The sequence below is a fragment of the Gracilibacillus orientalis genome (genome assembly GCF_900114645.1).
In the GTDB taxonomy this organism is placed as follows: domain Bacteria; phylum Bacillota; class Bacilli; order Bacillales; family Amphibacillaceae; genus Gracilibacillus; species Gracilibacillus orientalis.
In genome coordinates, this window is sequence record NZ_FOTR01000006.1 from 1 (window position 1) to 16,838 (window position 16,838).

Annotated in this window: 16 protein-coding genes; 1 reads left to right on the forward strand and 15 read right to left on the reverse strand. The window is 36.0% G+C overall.

What is annotated here, in order from left to right:
* From BM121_RS11730 to smc, 7 genes are all read right to left on the reverse strand, one after another.
* Nucleotides 1-221: transposase (locus tag BM121_RS11730; protein ID WP_175495416.1), on the reverse strand; the 221-nt coding region annotated here is incomplete at its 3' end.
* Between the two features lie 509 nt (nucleotides 222-730).
* Nucleotides 731-958, reverse strand: a complete 228-nt coding sequence (locus BM121_RS11740; protein WP_091483839.1) for a KH domain-containing protein — start codon at nucleotides 956-958, stop codon at nucleotides 731-733.
* A 17-nt stretch (nucleotides 959-975) separates the two neighbouring features.
* On the reverse strand, nucleotides 976-1,245 hold the full coding sequence (gene rpsP, locus BM121_RS11745; protein ID WP_091483840.1) for a 30S ribosomal protein S16: 270 nt from the start codon (nucleotides 1,243-1,245) through the stop codon (nucleotides 976-978).
* 78 nt (nucleotides 1,246-1,323) lie between these two features.
* Nucleotides 1,324-2,685: a signal recognition particle protein gene (gene ffh / locus BM121_RS11750; protein ID WP_091483841.1), complete on the reverse strand. Its 1,362-nt coding sequence runs from the start codon at nucleotides 2,683-2,685 to the stop codon at nucleotides 1,324-1,326.
* Nucleotides 2,686-2,697: 12 nt separating this feature from the next.
* A complete protein-coding gene (locus BM121_RS11755) occupies nucleotides 2,698-3,024 on the reverse strand; it encodes a putative DNA-binding protein (RefSeq protein ID WP_091483842.1) in 327 nt (108 codons plus the stop codon).
* Between the two features lie 78 nt (nucleotides 3,025-3,102).
* On the reverse strand, nucleotides 3,103-4,098 hold the full coding sequence (gene ftsY / locus BM121_RS11760; RefSeq protein WP_091483843.1) for a signal recognition particle-docking protein FtsY: 996 nt from the start codon (nucleotides 4,096-4,098) through the stop codon (nucleotides 3,103-3,105).
* An 18-nt stretch (nucleotides 4,099-4,116) separates the two neighbouring features.
* Complete coding sequence (smc, locus tag BM121_RS11765; RefSeq protein WP_091483844.1) at nucleotides 4,117-7,683, reverse strand: chromosome segregation protein SMC; 3,567 nt, start codon at nucleotides 7,681-7,683, stop codon at nucleotides 4,117-4,119.
* Between the two features lie 148 nt (nucleotides 7,684-7,831).
* Here smc and BM121_RS11770 point away from each other — a divergent pair, with 148 nt between their 5' ends.
* Nucleotides 7,832-8,053, forward strand: coding sequence for a DUF1128 domain-containing protein (locus BM121_RS11770; protein ID WP_091483845.1), 222 nt, complete (start codon nucleotides 7,832-7,834; stop codon nucleotides 8,051-8,053).
* A 133-nt stretch (nucleotides 8,054-8,186) separates the two neighbouring features.
* On the opposite strand, the gene BM121_RS11775 is transcribed toward BM121_RS11770, so the two are convergent.
* The 8 genes from BM121_RS11775 to recG all read right to left on the reverse strand — a co-directional run bounded on the left by BM121_RS11775 (nucleotide 8,187) and on the right by recG (nucleotide 16,721).
* Complete coding sequence (locus tag BM121_RS11775) at nucleotides 8,187-9,701, reverse strand: methyl-accepting chemotaxis protein (protein WP_091483846.1); 1,515 nt, start codon at nucleotides 9,699-9,701, stop codon at nucleotides 8,187-8,189.
* Between the two features lie 318 nt (nucleotides 9,702-10,019).
* Complete coding sequence (gene rnc, locus BM121_RS11780) at nucleotides 10,020-10,706, reverse strand: ribonuclease III (RefSeq protein ID WP_091483847.1); 687 nt, start codon at nucleotides 10,704-10,706, stop codon at nucleotides 10,020-10,022.
* 337 nt (nucleotides 10,707-11,043) lie between these two features.
* Entirely contained in the window at nucleotides 11,044-11,277 is a 234-nt protein-coding gene (locus tag BM121_RS11785) for an acyl carrier protein (protein ID WP_091483848.1), read from the reverse strand.
* Nucleotides 11,278-11,312: 35 nt separating this feature from the next.
* Entirely contained in the window at nucleotides 11,313-12,053 is a 741-nt protein-coding gene (gene fabG, locus BM121_RS11790; protein WP_091483849.1) for a 3-oxoacyl-[acyl-carrier-protein] reductase, read from the reverse strand.
* Between the two features lie 2 nt (nucleotides 12,054-12,055).
* Nucleotides 12,056-13,000, reverse strand: coding sequence for an ACP S-malonyltransferase (gene fabD / locus BM121_RS11795; RefSeq protein WP_091483850.1), 945 nt, complete (start codon nucleotides 12,998-13,000; stop codon nucleotides 12,056-12,058).
* A 3-nt stretch (nucleotides 13,001-13,003) separates the two neighbouring features.
* Nucleotides 13,004-14,008, reverse strand: coding sequence for a phosphate acyltransferase PlsX (plsX, locus tag BM121_RS11800; protein WP_091483851.1), 1,005 nt, complete (start codon nucleotides 14,006-14,008; stop codon nucleotides 13,004-13,006).
* Nucleotides 14,005-14,586: a transcription factor FapR gene (fapR, locus tag BM121_RS11805; protein WP_091483852.1), complete on the reverse strand. Its 582-nt coding sequence runs from the start codon at nucleotides 14,584-14,586 to the stop codon at nucleotides 14,005-14,007. The genes plsX and fapR overlap by 4 nt, the downstream gene beginning before the upstream one ends.
* 101 nt (nucleotides 14,587-14,687) lie before the next feature.
* Nucleotides 14,688-16,721 carry an ATP-dependent DNA helicase RecG gene (gene recG, locus BM121_RS11810; protein ID WP_091483853.1) on the reverse strand — a complete coding sequence of 678 codons (2,034 nt, stop codon included), beginning with the start codon at nucleotides 16,719-16,721 and terminating at the stop codon, nucleotides 14,688-14,690.
* Between the last annotated feature and the right edge of the window lie 117 nt (nucleotides 16,722-16,838).

The window sequence follows — 16,838 nt, forward strand, 5'->3', positions numbered from 1 at the left end:
CCTACACTCATCATATAATGTCGGTCATAGTAGCCATTTCGTTGATCTTGACGTTCTTCTGATCGTTCATAATGATCTACTTTTAAATAGGCATCCCGTTCTTTTTTCATATACTCATTCAAAATCAGAACCATGGAGGACTTCACCACTGCCTCCATATTAGAGTTCATCACGGAATCTTTTAATTCCTCCATGTTTAGGTTAAAATGTAATTGGGTCATTATTAATTCCTCCTCTTTGTTTATCGTGGTTGAAAACATTGTATCATGAGGAATTAATAATGACTTTTCTTTTTACACAATTATATGGACTTAATCAGCTCGCGCTGTTCCCACAGGAGTGTCGCATTTTTCCGCTGCTTAGTATGTCTTTCTTATCAAATAAGAATAAATCCATAGAATATAATTCCCATAAATTCTTTTCTTTCGATAATCAGGACACTGCGCTTAGCGGAGGCAAGATACGAAGACCCCGCAAGAAAACGTACTTGGTTTTCTGAGGAGGCTAAGGCCGTGGGCATAGAAGACACTGTGAAAGCTTGGTTGAACAGATGTCGCACTTGTGCCCTTGGGTGAAAGCGAAGTATCTTGCCGTAGCGTATCGCAGTACTTATCAAAAATGCAGAACGGAAGGAAGCAATTCACAATAAGTTACTTCGCAGTTTATGGTTTTTGTGCTCTATTATACTTTCTGCTTATAAAAAAGAGGGGGGCTCTTAGCCTCCCTCTTTTTACATGATATCTAAATAGATTTTTTTATTAGATTTCATTCCAGCTGCATAAACAACTGTTCGTACTGATTTGGCAATGCGGCCATTTTTACCGATCACTTTACCTACATCATTTTCATGAACATGCAGATGATAGACAATTTTGTTTTCCTCTTCTTTTTCTCTAACATCAATTGCATCAGGATGATCTACTAATGGCTCAACAATTGTTTCAATCAAAGATTTCATCGAATCACATCACTTTATTATTGATTTTTTGATTCGTGGAATTTCTTCATGATGCCTTCGTTTGAAAATAAATTACGGATCGTATCACTTGGTTTCGCACCTTTTGTCATCCAATCAAGTGCCTTATCTTCATCTAATTTCACTTCAACCGGATTAACTACCGGGTTATATGTTCCAATTTGTTCGATAATACGTCCATCACGTGGTGAACGAGAATCCGCAACAACGATACGATAGAAAGGATTTCTTTTAGAACCCATACGCTTTAAGCGAATTTTTACTGCCATATTTAACACCTCCATATAAATATCTCACACAAGATAGAATTGTATCAGATTTATTTTAGTCTGTAAAGGTTTTTTACCTTACATGAATGGAAAATTAAATCCTTTCGATTTTTTTCCTTTTTTCCCTTTCTTTCCTTGTTGTGTATTAGTCATTTGTTTCATCATTTTCTTCATTTCTTCAAACTGTTTCAACAACCGGTTCACTTCTGAAACAGAGCGACCTGAGCCTCGTGCTATGCGTTTACGGCGCCCCGCATTAATCACACTTGGATCCTGACGTTCCTTCGATGTCATCGATTGAATAATCGCTTCTACATGGGTAATTTGCTTTTCGTCAAAATCAACATTTTTGAGACCCTTCATTTTATTAGCGCCAGGTATCATATCTACTAATTCATCAAGCGGCCCCATATTTTTCATTTGCCCCATTTGTTCAAGAAAATCATCCAAGGTAAAGGAAGCGGAGCGCATTTTTTCTTCTAATTCTTTCGCTTTATTTTCATCAACATTTTCCTGAGCTTTTTCAATTAACGATAATACATCGCCCATCCCTAAAATTCGGGATGCCATACGTTCTGGGTGGAACACTTCTATCTCATCTAATTTTTCACCCATACCGGCAAATTTGATCGGTTTTTCTGTTACAGCTTTAATTGATAAGGCAGCACCACCACGAGTATCCCCATCAAGCTTGGTTAATACAACACCTGAAACATCTAATTGTTCATTAAAGCTTTCTGCAACATTGACCGCATCTTGACCAGTCATCGAGTCAACAACTAAAAAAACTTCATCCGGATTAACATTTTGTTTAATTTGAATCAATTCATCCATTAATTCATTGTCAACATGAAGACGCCCAGCTGTATCAATGAGGACATAATCTAAATGTTCCTCTTTAGCATGTTCCACTGCTTTGCTTGCAATATCTACTGGATTTGCATCAGTTCCTTCTGAATAAACCGGCATATCCAATTGCTTTCCTAAGGTTTCAAGTTGATCAATTGCTGCTGGACGATAAACGTCAGCGGCAGCTAATAATGGTTTGCGATTATATTTCTTTCGTAATAAATTGGCTAACTTACCAGTCGTCGTTGTTTTACCGGCACCTTGTAAACCAACCATCATAATCACAGTTGGCGATTTATCAGCAACTGCGATCTTACTTTCATCGCCACCCATTAGATTGGTTAATTCTTCTTGTACCACTTTAATAACTTGCTGTCCTGGAGTTAAGCTTTCCATTACTTCCTCGCCAATTGCACGTTCCTTTATTTTCTTAATAAAATCTTTAACAACTTTAAAGTTTACATCCGCTTCTAGTAAAGCTAGACGGACTTCTCTCGTCATTTCTTTAACATCTTGTTCGGTTACTTTACCTTTTCCCTTAATTTTTTTAATGGTATTCTGTAGGCGGTCGGCTAAACCTTCAAATGCCATACTATACGCCCCCTATTCGATTTCAATAATCTGTTCTACTTTTTCTTTCAATTCTTGCTCATTGTTGTTTTTGACTAATGCATGCAACTCTTGTAGTAAAGCTTGTCGTTTCAAAAACTTTTGATAAAGACTCAATTTTTTCTCATATTCTTCCAACATATGTTCCGTTCTTCGAATGTTATCATAAATGGCTTGTCTTGATACATTGGATGTTTCTGAAATTTCCCCTAATGAGAAATCTTCTGCATAGTACATCTCCATATAATTTCGTTGCTTTTCGGTCAGCAATTGTTGGTAAAAATCATAAAGAGCGTTAATCCTTGTCGTTTTTTCTATCATAATAAGGACACCTCGTTAAGTAAAATACCTTTACACTTAAGTCTAATCATCTTAAAGGAGGACTGTCAAGTTTGGCGACTATTCTTCTTCTAATAAATCTGCAAATAAACCATATACAAAAGCATTCGGATCAAAAGCTTGCAAGTCTGTTATTTTTTCTCCAAGTCCTACTAACTTTACTGGCGTGCCAAGTTCATTTCGGATCGCTAGAACTATTCCACCCTTAGCGGTACCGTCTAATTTTGTTAATACAATACCAGAAACATCTGTTGCTTGTGAGAAAGTTTTAGCTTGGCTTAAAGCATTTTGTCCCGTCGTTGCATCAAGCACAAGTAACACTTCATGAGGCGCGTTTGGCACTTCACGCTCGATAACTCGTTTTACTTTAGCTAATTCGTTCATTAAGTTAACCTTATTCTGCAAACGGCCTGCAGTGTCGCAAAGTAATACATCCGCATTACGAGACTTTGCCGCTTGAATACCATCGTAAATAACAGCTGCCGGGTCACTGCCTTCACTATGTTTAATGACATCTACACCTGCACGTTTGCCCCATTCACTTAACTGTTCTATAGCACCGGCACGGAATGTATCACCGGCGGTTAATAATACATCTTTACCCTCTGATTTTAACTGATGAGCTAATTTTCCAATTGTTGTTGTTTTACCAACCCCATTAACTCCGACAAAAAGAATAACTGTTAAATCATCTTTCTGAATATTTAATGACGTTTCTTCAGATCCATCATCGTTCCCTTGGTAAATTTCAACCAGTTTTTCTGAGATTACTTGTTTTACTTCGTTGGTATCTTTAATATTTTGTCTTTTCACTTCCATTTCAAGTTCTTCAATTAATTCCATCACGGTAGTTACACCGACATCAGCCGCAATTAACACTTCTTCGAGATCTTCAAAAAAATCTTCATCCACTTTTCGATAGCGAGCAACTAAATCATTGATTTTTTCAGAGAATGACTTCCTTGTTTTGCTTAAGCCCTCTTTATACTTATCTGACACTTCTTCTTGCTGATCTGTTGCTTGAAATTTATCCTTCAGTTTTTTCAAGAAACTCACTATTCTACCTCCTCGTACTTATGCTTCTAAAAGCTCTGGCGCTTCTTCTAATTTTACAGAAACTAAGCGTGAAACACCTGATTCCTGCATAGTAACACCATATAACACATCAGCTTCTTCCATTGTACCTTTTCTATGCGTAATCACAATAAATTGAGTATGTTTACTATAATGTTTTAAATATTGAGCAAAGCGTGTCACATTTGCTTCATCTAAAGCAGCTTCTACCTCATCCAGTACACAGAAGGGAACAGGTCGAACTCGTAATATCGAAAACAATAACGCTATAGCAGTTAATGCTCTTTCCCCACCAGATAATAAACCTAATTGCTGTAATTTTTTACCTGGTGGCTGGGCGATAATGTCTACACCTGTCTCTAATAATTGATCCGGATCAGTCAATTTTAATTCAGCATGTCCCCCACCGAATAAACGTTGAAAGACTACCGTAAATTCTTCTTTTATTTGCGAAAAAGTTTCACTGAATTTTCTAGTCATCTCTTCATCCATTTCCGCAATAATTTCATATAAAGTCCGTTTTGCTTCCACTAAATCTGTTTGTTGACTTGTAAGAAACTCATGTCGCTCCTTAATCCTATCATACTCATCAATAGCACCAATATTAACAGTACCTAATTCTTCAATCGATTTTTTAATTAATTTGACTTGTTCTTTTGCCTCTTCGAGATTGTCCGGCTGAGGATAATCTATTTTGGCCTTTTCAAAAGTCATACTGTATTCATTCTCTAGCAATTGAAGACGATTTTCTAAATCCAGATCTAATCGATTTCGCTCGATTTCAATCGTTTGGATTTCCTGTTGCAACTGATACTCCTCTTTTTTTGCCTGCTTTAGCGAGTCATCAAGAGTGGTAACTTTTTGCTGTGTCTCGGATCGTTGTTCACGCAATTCTTGTAAACTTTGCTGCAATGCTGCTTTTTCACGACGTTTGTTATTAATTTCTTCGTCAATTTCTTCTTCTGTCTGTTGTCTATTTTTAACATCTACTAATTGACGTAGTTGTTCTTGCTTGGCTGCAATCAGATCAGTAACCTCGGCTAATTCCGTTTCCGACTTGTTAGCTTTCTCTTTCTGATTAGATAGCTTACTTCTTATTTCTGCTTGTTGAACATGTAGTGTTTGTAATTTCTGTTTCAGTTGTTCTTCTTTTGCTTCAAAATTTTGATGCTGATCAGTCAAGCCTTCAATTTCATTATCTAGCTTGCTTAACTTTGATTGTAATTTATCTAAGTCCTGCTCAATTTGCTCCAATTGTTGCAGCAAAAGTGTTCGATCTTCTTCTTGTTGTAATTTGTCCTGATCATAGATCGACAACTGATCATTTAAATGTTCTAAAGACAATTTCCATTCTTTATAGTTACTTTGATGTTCTTGATACGTCTTGCGAATCTCATCTAGTTGTCGATAACAATTGTCTTTTTCTGCTTGCAAATTCACTAATGCTTCTTTTTGCTCTCGAATTTGTTTTTCATAGTCCGCTACTCGAGCTTGGTATTCTGTATATTTATTCGTTAATGTTTTTAATTCCCGATCTCTCGTAAATAGTGATTGATTATTTTTCTTTTTTGCACCACCAGACATCGAACCACCAGGATTCACCACATCTCCATCCAATGTCACGATCCGGAATCTTCTTCCAGTTTGCCCGGCAAATTGATTAGCCGCACTAAGTGATTTAGCGATAATAACATTTCCTAACAATGCTTGCATTACTGGTTGGTAAGTGGAATCATAACGAACTAAATCAACAGCCACCCCGACAAACTCTTCTTCTTTCTCAAGAATTTGAACCAAATTTGCTGGTACTTGTTTTGGTTTCATAGTATTTATTGGTAAAAAAGTAGCTCTACCCTTGTTTGTTTTTTTTAGCCAGTGAATGGCTTCACGTCCCACCTTCTCGGAATCTACTACAATATGTTGTGCTTGAGCTCCTAAAGCTGTTTCCATAGCATCCACTAAATGATCATCAAATTCTATTAATTCCGGTATAGCACCGTGAATACCTGTCAATTTCTGTTGTTCCCTAGCTTTTAAGACTTCTTTTACACCAAAGTAGAAACCTTGAAAATCTTCTTTTAAGTCTTCAAGCATTTCTTTTTTCGACTTAAGGTTTTCAACCATCTGATAACCTTTATTTAATTTATCCTGCATATCGTCTAATAATTTCGACTCTACCGTTACTTTTCTCTCCAACTGTTCATGCTCTGATTGGAATGTATGTAATTGTTCCTCATCTTGTTTGCATTTCTCTTCTGCTTCACGAACAGATTGCTTTAACTGAAGGCGTTCTTCATGAAGGTTCTCCCATTTAGAAGACTTGGCATGTTGTTTTCCTTTCATTCTCTCCAATTGCTGCTGAATGGAATTTTTCTCATTTCGTTTAGCTGCCTGCTCATTTAAAAATTCAATATAATCACTTTTAAGTGTCTCAATATCCTCTTCTATTGTATTTTTACCTTTTTCTAATTGTTTCTCTAAATCGATTATTTGTTGTGATAATTGTTGATTATTTTTTTTATACTCACTAAGCCTAGCCTGTTCATCTTCCAGACTGTTTAAAAGTATTGCTTTTTTACCTTCTGACTCTTTTATTTCTTGTTCCAGTTTATCTTTATTTTCTTGGAAATGTTGAAGTCGCTCATTAAATATCTTTTTATTACCTTCAAGACTTTCTAACTTCTGGGTTTCTACAAGAAGTGTTTCTTGAAGGCTGGTAATTTGCTCATCCATTTTTTGTATCTGTGCTTTTAGTTGATCACTTTCTGTTTCTCTTGTCTCGATCCATTGTTGTTTTTCTTTGAGTACATGATGTTTTGCATCTATCTGCTTTTGTGATGTTTCCCATTTTTCATTTAACTGTTCAATTTCTTTAGCCAACATTCCAACTTCCACATTGGTCAGTCGTTCTTTTTGTGCCAAGTACTCCTTAGCAATCGATGCTTGTTGTTCGAGCGGTTCTAATTGGCCATCTATTTCATAAATAATATCTTCTACACGGTTCAAATTTTCTTGTGTTTCTGCCAATTTATATTCAGCTTGTTTTTTTCTATTTTTATATTTTAAAACGCCTGCCGCTTCTTCAAAAATAACTCGACGTTCCTCTGATTTTGAACTTAATATTTCTTCGACTTTTCCTTGACTTATAATGGAGAAAGCTTCTCTACCCAGTCCTGAATCCATAAAAAGTTCAGTAATATCCTTCAATCGGCATGGTTGCTTATTCATTAAATATTCACTTTCACCGGAGCGATATACTCGACGTGTTACACTAACCTCTTGAAAGTCCACAGGTAGTTTGTTATCGGAGTTATCTAACACAAGTGTTACTTCAGCAAAATTTAAAGCATTACGTGTATCACTGCCCTGAAAAATAATATCTTCCATTTTAACACCACGTAATGATTTTGCTGATTGTTCGCCAAGCACCCAACGGATCGCATCGGTAATATTACTCTTTCCACTTCCGTTTGGACCTACAACGGCTGTAACACCAGGTACAAATTCTACTTTTATTCTCTCGGCGAAAGATTTAAAACCAAGTGTATCTAATTGTTTTAAATACATGTTTAAAACCCCTATTTATTATCATCTAACAACATAACTTGTATGTTGATGTTACTTTATCCTTTGCATTTCAACTAATTTATTTTATCATAAAGAATAGAGTAAGAGAAGGAAGTTTCATAAAATACAAAAACAGGAGTGAATAAATTTGAGTTTAGAAGAAAAATCCGAGGAAAATTTAGCGCATATTATTAATGAGATGGGGAGAATGCTACAAGTTGTTAATGAATCGATTATGGATCCAAAGGATTATGATATTAATAATTATGACGAATTAAAATCCCTTTATGACCTATTAAAACAAAAAGGCAGACTAACAGTTGCTGAAACCCAAGCATTTATCGCAGAGCTTAGAGAATACCGAAAATAATGAGAATGAATTAGAATCCACATCATTATTTCACAATGCCTTTGATGATATGCGATTTGTTTTATAAAAAGGCTTAGGGTATTTTCCAAGAAAAATCCTAAGCCTTTGAATCATATGGTTCATCACACGGTTGTTAATCAATTAATCTAGTTTCTTCTATTAACTCCTCCAATTGCGTTGTAATTTCATTTAATGTTGTAATTAATTCAGATAAATATTCATTAGATTTCAGCTGTTCTGCATTTTTATTTACTGCTTTTTGGGCATGAGCTGTCGTTTCTTCCACAATAGTAGTCACTTCTTGAATAGATTTCTGTGCTTGTTGTGCTACTTTAGATACTTCTTCACTTGAGTGGAAAATTTGCTTTGTCTGCTCTGCTACGTCCCCAATTGATGAATGAATAGTACCAAATAGCTTTCCAGTTTCTCGAACGATTTCTTGTCCATTCTCCACTTCGGTTATAACATGGTTCATCGAATCTACAGATGTATCTGTTTCTTGTTGGATAGACTGCACAAGGCTAGCAATTTGGCTAGCAGAATCCACTGTTTGTTCCGATAATTTACGGACTTCATCCGCTACAACAGCAAATCCTTTCCCATATTCTCCAGCTCTGGCAGCCTCAATTGCTGCATTTAAAGCTAGTAAATTTGTTTGTGATGAAATGTCTGTAATTAAACGGACAATCCCTTCAATTTCCTTTGATCGGTTATTTAATAATTCAACAGTCTCAGAAGTTGTCCTCACTTTTTCATTAATATTATCCATCTGTTCCACTGTTTTTTGTATCATTTTATCTCCATCATCAGCATTTTGTTCTGTCTTTTGCGTTATATCAGACACTTCAGATGAAGTTTTAGTTATATGGTGAATGTCTGATGTAATTTCTTGAACAAACCCTGTGGTATCCTCAACTTGTTGCTTCTGAGTCAAAGTACCATTAGAGATCTGTTGAATGTATGATACACTTTCCTTGAAAATAGCTTGATTGGACTGATTAATCTCTTTTAATTGTGAAGATACCTCAATTACTTTCTCCGAAGTTAATGACAAATTCTCCACAATTCTACTTAACATGAGTTGATTTTGTTCTTTTTCACCAAGATCACCGATTAATTTCCTCTTATGTATCACTTGCCAAATAATCGCGCCAGATGTCCCTACTAAAAATAAGGCATGGATGAGAATCATTGAAAAAGGATAAGTATTTGTTCCAAAAACATATTCCCCTAAAAAGAAGTAACCTGCCAAATGTTGAATAGCAAAAAGTACTGTCATAATTAAAATTAAGTTAATTTTCTCATAGTAACCAATCATAGCCACAACCATAAAAATAGAAAAGTGATATTCTACCATCCCCTCACCACCAGTAATCATTGACATACTGCTAAATGTGATGGTAAGTGTATTAAATAGCGGAATTAATGAATGATCACTGTTCTTTTTATAAAGTAGCATGGATATAGTAAAGAGAATAATAGGAATAACTAAGAAACTATTAGTAATTACTATTAATTGCTCTGCACCATGATGCCCCCAAAATTCAGATAAGTGAAAAAAGCGATGTAACACATGGATCATAATAGATGCCGCGAGTACGATAAACGATAAGATTAAAATAATGCGATTTTTTTTATTTGTATACATATACTTTCTCCTTCCTAATAAGTGAGACTTCTATCAGTAGAGGTTTTTGACCTTCACTGATAGTTAGTAAAACTTATCAGATTGTATGTTTTTAGGTTTTTAGACTTATGTAACCATCCCGAATTGGTTACAATAGTATTATTTACCCATTACCTATTGTACTACAAACGAAAAATCGTTGTCTAATATTAATCTAGTGTTTAAGTAAATGAATACTCATTCAGCGAGCGTAACGTAACCTATATGCCAAACAGAAAAACCCGTTTCAATATAATTGAAACGGGTTTTTCTCACCTATTGGACTATTATGAAGCACATTTAATGAGGTGAAGCATCTAAAGCTTGTTTTGCCGCACGTTGTTCTGCTTCTTTTTTCGTCCGACCTACTCCTTTTCCAGCTGTTTTACCATTTATCGTAACAACAGAGAAAAATTCACGGTCATGTGCAGGACCTTTCTCATCTACAATGCTGTATTCCACTAATTTATTTTTGTGTTGCTGCACTGTTTCCTGCAGTTGACTTTTGTAATCCATCGTATGCGAAAAAGCACCGATTGTAATCTCTGGGTATACATACTTTCTCAAAAAGGTAATAACTTGATCGTACCCTTGATCTAAGTATAATGCACCAATGAAGGCTTCAAACACATCTGCTAGTAATGCCGGGCGATCACGACCGCCAGTCATTTCTTCGCCCTTACCTAGTAAAACGTATTTACTGAAATCAAGTGTCTCTGCAAACCTAACTAAAGCAGGTTCACACACAATAGAAGCTCTCAGTTTCGTTAAATCACCTTCCTCTAGTTCATCATATTTTCGATAGAGGTATTGAGAGACTCCCAACTCTAGAACTGCATCACCTAAAAATTCTAACCTTTCATTATCCAGTAGATTCTTTTTCCGGTGCTCATTCACATAAGATGAATGAGTAAAGGCTTGCTTTAATAATTTTTCGTTGTCAAACAAAATACTTAACTTTTCTTGAAGCTCTTTAAAATCTGACACATTCTTCACCTACCAACATGAAATCAATCATTGTCATTATTATAAAGGAAACAAAGCATATCGCCAACCCTAATTCTAAAGGTTTTAATTGTCATACAGTATAGAAAAAGTTCAAGTGTATAGTCACTGCTCTCTGAATGACATCATGCCTGGTTCAAACGAAGCTCTTCGATATTCTATTCTTTGTCCCGAAAAACTTCCATGCTGTCCCCCATTTACATTAAGACACTCCCATTTGTTCAGTTCTTACTTTTCATAAAAGGACAAACCCGTTTCATTATGATTGAAACGGGTTAATCTCTTTTAGAATGTGCACTTATTACTTGTTTTTACAGTTCTATTGGTTGCTGTCTATGTAAGTTACAGCATCACCTACTGTAGCAATTTTTTCTGCATCTTCATCAGCAATTTCTAAGTCGAACTCGTCTTCTAATTCCATTACAAGTTCTACAACATCAAGAGAATCAGCTTCCAAATCATCTTTAAATGATGCTTCAAGTGTAACTTTATCTTCGTCTACATCAAGACGATCGACAACGATTTGCTTTACTTTTTCAAAAGTCTCGGACATTTCCGTCACCTCCTTTCAAAGGATATGTAACCATATTACATAACCATACCTCCGTCAACTGGAATCGTTTGTCCAGTAACGTAGTTAGCTTGTTCAGAAGCTAAGAATAAAGCAACATTCGCTACATCTTCCGCTTTTCCTAATTTATTTAATGGAATTAATGCTAGCATTTGCTCTTGCTGTTCTTCTGTAAGTTTATTCGTCATATCTGTTGCAATAAAGCCAGGCGCAATAGCATTGACTAAAATATTTCTCGCTGCTAATTCTTTCGCAGTTGTTTTAGTTAAACCAATCACCCCTGCTTTAGCCGAGACATAATTTGCCTGCCCAGCGTTCCCGCTAATACCGACCACAGATGATACATTAATAATCCGTCCGCTTTTTTGTTTCATCATTTGTCGGGTCACAGCTTTGGTACATAAGAATACACCTTTTAAGTTAATGTCAATGACATCATCAAAATCCGCTTCACTCATTCGCATCAATAAATTATCTTTTGTAATACCTGCATTATTCACTAAAATATCGAGGCTTCCAAAGGTTTTCGTTATTTCTTTCACCATAGCTTTTACATCATTTTCGTCACTGACATTCGCTTTGATCTTGATCGCTTCTCCACCATCAGCAATGATTTTATCTACTACTTCTTGAGCTTTATCTTCACTTCCAGAGTAGTTTACCACTACTTTTGCACCTTTACTAGAAAAAGTTAAAGCAATTTCACGTCCAATGCCCCTTGAAGCACCTGTTATCAGTGCTACTTGATCCTTCAACATGATTAATCCTCCTTCATCCATTCCATAAATTCAGTTAATGTTGTTGCATCTTGAACAGTAAAAGTTTTCGCTCTACGGTTTATTTTTTTTACGAGACCTGTTAACACTTTTCCGCTGCCCACTTCTACAATCGCATCAAGTGACTCATCCAATAACTGTTCGATAATTTCTTCAAATCGTACAGGAGAATATAATTGTTCTACTAATAATTGTTTGATTTGTTCTTTTTCTATTACTTTCTCTGCCGTTACATTTGCATAAACAGGAATTTCTGCGTCAGACCAATTGATATTATGTACTAATTGTTGGAACTCTTCCGCTGCTGGTTTCATTAAACTAGAGTGAAATGGCCCACTGACAGGCAATGGTAATACTCGCTTTGCACCTGCTGATTTTAGTTGATCTACAGCTGTATCTATTGCTGATTTTGCACCAGATATGACGATTTGCCCCGGACAGTTGAGGTTAGCAATTTCAATGATGTCATCAACTTGTTCACTAATATTCTGCAGTTCTTTACTTAATGTTACTTGATCCATTCCTAACACAGCTGCCATAGAGCCTTTTCCTTCAGGATAGGCACTTTCCATTAGTTTGCCTCTTTGGTGAACTAATGAAACAGCATCAGAAAAAGAGACTGCATTAGCTGTGACAAGTGCACTATATTCACCAAGGCTATGACCACTTGTAACAGATGGTGTAATACCATTTTCCTCTAAAATTTTAGTAATGGCCGTACTAACTGACAACAAGGCTGGTTGAGTATTTTCTGTTTTCGTCAATTCATCTTTAGGGCCTTCAAACATAATAGACGTTAAGTCATAACCCAGTCGTTCATTAGCCGTATCAAAAAGTTCTCTTACTTGTTGATACTCTTCATATAAGTCCTTCCCCATTTCGACTACTTGTGATCCTTGACCAGGATAAACAAAAGCGACCTTCTTCACGATTTATTCCTCCTCCGTAGCAGCTTGCAATGTTTTTATCTCTGCTTCTATCTTTCCTACTACATCTTTTTCCACAATATTTTTTGTTTGTTGGATTGCACTAAAAATGGCTTGTTGATTGGATGAACCGTGTGCTTTGATAACTGGAGCAGCCAGTCCAAATAAAGCAGCCCCACCATACTCTGAATAATCTAATTTATCCTTTAAGCCTTTTAAGTCTTTTTTCACTAGGGCGGCAGCAATTTTTGTTTTGGTATTGGTCATAAATGTGTCTTTAATCATCGAGAACATGGTCAAAGCTGTTCCTTCAACCGTTTTTAACGCAATATTTCCACTAAATCCATCCGTAACAACAACATCTGCTACACCATTTAACAGATCTCTTGCCTCGACATTCCCGATAAAGTTTATCGGTAGCTGCTGTAACAACTCAAATGCTTTTTTCGTTAAGTCATTCCCTTTACCTTCCTCTGTTCCAACATTCAAAAGGCCAACACGAGGGTTCTTTACCTGACGAACTTTTTCCATGTAAATGGATCCCATTAATCCATATTGCTGAAGGTGTTGGGCTTTTGCTTCAACATTGGCTCCTACATCCAGCAATAGGAACCCATTGCCACTAACTGTTGGAAGTGTCGGACTTAAGGCCGGGCGATCTATACCTTTGATCCTACCGACAACAAACAACCCTGCACTCATTAAAGCCCCAGTATTACCTGCAGAAATACAGGCATCTGCTCTTCCAGATTTCACTTCATTTGCCATGAGTACTAACGAAGCATTTTTTTTGCGGCGAACAGCTTTTACTGGTTCATCATCACTAGTAATCTTCTCGTCTGTATGAATAATTTCAATAGAATTATGGTTATCAGTATATGGAATTATCTTATTTTCATCACCGATTAACGTAATTTTCAGATCATCAAAATGATTAACAGCTTTTAATGCCCCTAAGACAATTTCCTTCGGTGCGTGGTCACCACCCATAGCATCGATTGCTATTTTCATGATTCGTTCCCTTCCTTCTCTTGATTCGATCGAAACATTGCAAAAACTCCTGAAAAAACCGTTTCGTTATCTACATAGCTATGCACTTCTACTACCGTACGATTGGTTTTTTCAGTACCTGCTACACTAGCTTTTGCGATAACACGTTCTCCCTCTACTACTTGACGGGTAAACTTAATAGATGCATTTGCTGTTAGTGCTAGTTCATCATTGATAACAGCAACAGCAAGGGAGTTTGCCTGTGCAAATAAATGATGACCTCGCGCAATATTATTTCGTGAAAAAACATGCTCTGCAGTAATATCCAAGATGGAAATAGCACGTCTATCTAACTCTAAGTCAATAATTTCACCGATAACCTCATCAATTGGCAGTGCCTTAACAGTTTCATTCCAATTATTCGTTGCGACCGATTTAATTCGTTCGCGTAACTCCGGAATATTTAACTCCATCCGATCTAAGCGTATCGTCTGTATGCTGACATCAAATATTTTTGCTAGTGCATCATCAGTGATAAAAGGTTTTGCTTCGATTGTTTCTTTTAAAGTTGACTGCCGATCTTTTTTATTTCTTTTCATGAATTCCACCGTCCATCTGCAAGTCATCATCCATAAATATAAAAATTATGACTAGGTACTAATAGTAATATATAATACCATTAAAAATTATGCAAGTGAATCTAATTTAATAATCGCTGATCAATTTCAATTTGAGAAAGCAAGTACTTAATTAATTCCTGGAACTCGGAATCTTTCCATAATTCATTTTCAACAATATCTACTGCGTCAGCTCTAGCTGTTTCTAATGCTCGATAATCATGAACCAAATCCGCTAATTTAAATTCTGGCATCCCACTTTGTTTGACCCCAAATAAATCACCAGGTCCTCGAAGTTCTAAGTCTCGTTCTGCCAAAACAAATCCATCGATTGTTTCGGTCATAATTCGCATACGTTCCTTTCCCGTTTCACCTTTAGGATCTGCTACTAAAATACAATAACTTTGCTTATCACCTCTTCCGACACGTCCTCTTAATTGATGAAGTTGTGACAAACCAAAGCGATCTGCATCTTGAATCATCATCACCGTGGCATTCGGGACATCGACCCCTACTTCTACTACTGTCGTTGAAACTAATATTTGGACCTTATTCTCAGTAAAATCATTCATCACTTGTTCTTTTTCTTCTGTTGTTAACCTACCATGCATAAGCCCAACTGTTGCTTTATCTTGTAAAATTGCTTGTAATTGATTATATAAATCCAGTGCATTCTGAATATCTAATTTATCTGATTCCTCAATTAACGGACAGATAATATATGCTTGAGAACCTTGCTTTATTTCCTTATACACAAAATTCACGGTTCTTTCGAACATGTTATGCTTGACCCAAAATGTTTCAATCGGCTTCCTACCTTTAGGCATTTCATCAATTTTGGAAACATCCATATCCCCAAAAGCGGTAATAGACAAAGTTCTTGGTATTGGAGTTGCTGTCATAAATAAAATATCTGCTAAAATTCCTTTTTCACGTAGTGTGTTACGTTGTTGGACACCAAACCGATGTTGTTCATCGATAATGACAAAACTTAAATTCTGAAAATTAACATCATCTTGAATGAGTGCATGCGTACCTATCACGACATTACATGTTCCGTTTTCAATTTCTATTAGCTTTTCTTTTCTTTTTTTGCCTTTTATTGATCCAGTTAATCGATGGACCTTTACATCATCCGGTAATAACTGTTTTAATGATTCCTCATGTTGTTCCGCTAAAATCTCTGTTGGTACCATTAATGCAACCTGTTTGCCAGCAGTAACTACACCATAAAGACTAATAACAGCTACAGCAGTCTTACCTGAACCTACGTCCCCTTGTAACAACCGATTCATTCGATATGGGGATTGTAAGTCCTTAAAAATTTCTGCTAATGATTTTTTTTGAGCAGAAGTTAATGTAAAAGGAAACTGTTCCATTAATTGTTTTACTTTATCCAGGCTAATTTCTTTTGCATTACCTTCTGTAGCTTCCCGGTTTCTTTTTCGATAAAGCTGCATTTTTATTTGAAACAGTAATAATTCTTCATAGATAAAACGTCTCTTGGCATGTTTTAATTGTTGAAAAGACGAAGGGAAATGAATGTTTTCCAACCCTTCCGTTCTATTCGGTAATTTATAATTTTCTAAGTAAGAAGCCGGGATAATTTCAGTAATTTGATCACGGAAGGAAGACAATCCATTCTCCAATATTTTTTGGAATTGGGCATTTTTAATATCTCCTTTGGAAGAGTAAATCGGAGTAATAGGGTTTGAGCCATCTATTGTGCCCTTTTTATAATTATCAATCGTTATTTGTAATCGGTGCTGATCCCATTTACCGTTTACCGATATTTTCTCTCCTGGAATAAAATGCTTTTTGGCAAAGGCACGATTAAAGAGGACGCCTTTTACAACTGCTCCATCTACACGTAAAGAAACAACCATCCGTGATTTTTTTCTTTGATAAAATTGTACGGTTGGCTCGTGGATGACTTCACCAACTATCGTCACTTTTTCATTATGTATTAGTTCATGAAGCGGTTTTTGTTCATAATGGTCATACCGATTTGGAAAGTAATATAGCAGATCTTGAACAGTTTGGATGCCAATTTGCTCTAAATTTTCGGCAAGTTTAGGTCCAACACCATTCACTTCTTGAACAGAAATATTATTCATTTTACTCACACTCTCTTAATTCAATTATAGAATACGAACATAACTAGCATACAAGGCAAAGTCGACCCGTACCTTTTCACCCGATTCCTAGAATATACAAACTGCAAACTAGTGAAA

Excerpts from the sequence above, each read along its gene's own strand:
- BM121_RS11740 (WP_091483839.1), bottom strand. The coding sequence starts at position 958 with ATGAAATCTTTGATTGAAACAATTGTTGAGCCATTAGTAGATCATCCT.
- rpsP (WP_091483840.1), bottom strand. The coding sequence starts at position 1,245 with ATGGCAGTAAAAATTCGCTTAAAGCGTATGGGTTCTAAAAGAAATCCT.
- ffh (WP_091483841.1), bottom strand. The coding sequence starts at position 2,685 with ATGGCATTTGAAGGTTTAGCCGACCGCCTACAGAATACCATTAAAAAA.
- BM121_RS11755 (WP_091483842.1), bottom strand. The coding sequence starts at position 3,024 with ATGATAGAAAAAACGACAAGGATTAACGCTCTTTATGATTTTTACCAA.
- smc (WP_091483844.1), bottom strand. The coding sequence starts at position 7,683 with ATGTATTTAAAACAATTAGATACACTTGGTTTTAAATCTTTCGCCGAG.
- BM121_RS11775 (WP_091483846.1), bottom strand. The coding sequence starts at position 9,701 with ATGTATACAAATAAAAAAAATCGCATTATTTTAATCTTATCGTTTATC.
- BM121_RS11785 (WP_091483848.1), bottom strand. The coding sequence starts at position 11,277 with ATGTCCGAGACTTTTGAAAAAGTAAAGCAAATCGTTGTCGATCGTCTT.
- fabG (WP_091483849.1), bottom strand. The coding sequence starts at position 12,053 with ATGTTGAAGGATCAAGTAGCACTGATAACAGGTGCTTCAAGGGGCATT.
- plsX (WP_091483851.1), bottom strand. The coding sequence starts at position 14,008 with ATGAAAATAGCAATCGATGCTATGGGTGGTGACCACGCACCGAAGGAA.
- fapR (WP_091483852.1), bottom strand. The coding sequence starts at position 14,586 with ATGAAAAGAAATAAAAAAGATCGGCAGTCAACTTTAAAAGAAACAATC.
- recG (WP_091483853.1), bottom strand. The coding sequence starts at position 16,721 with ATGAATAATATTTCTGTTCAAGAAGTGAATGGTGTTGGACCTAAACTT.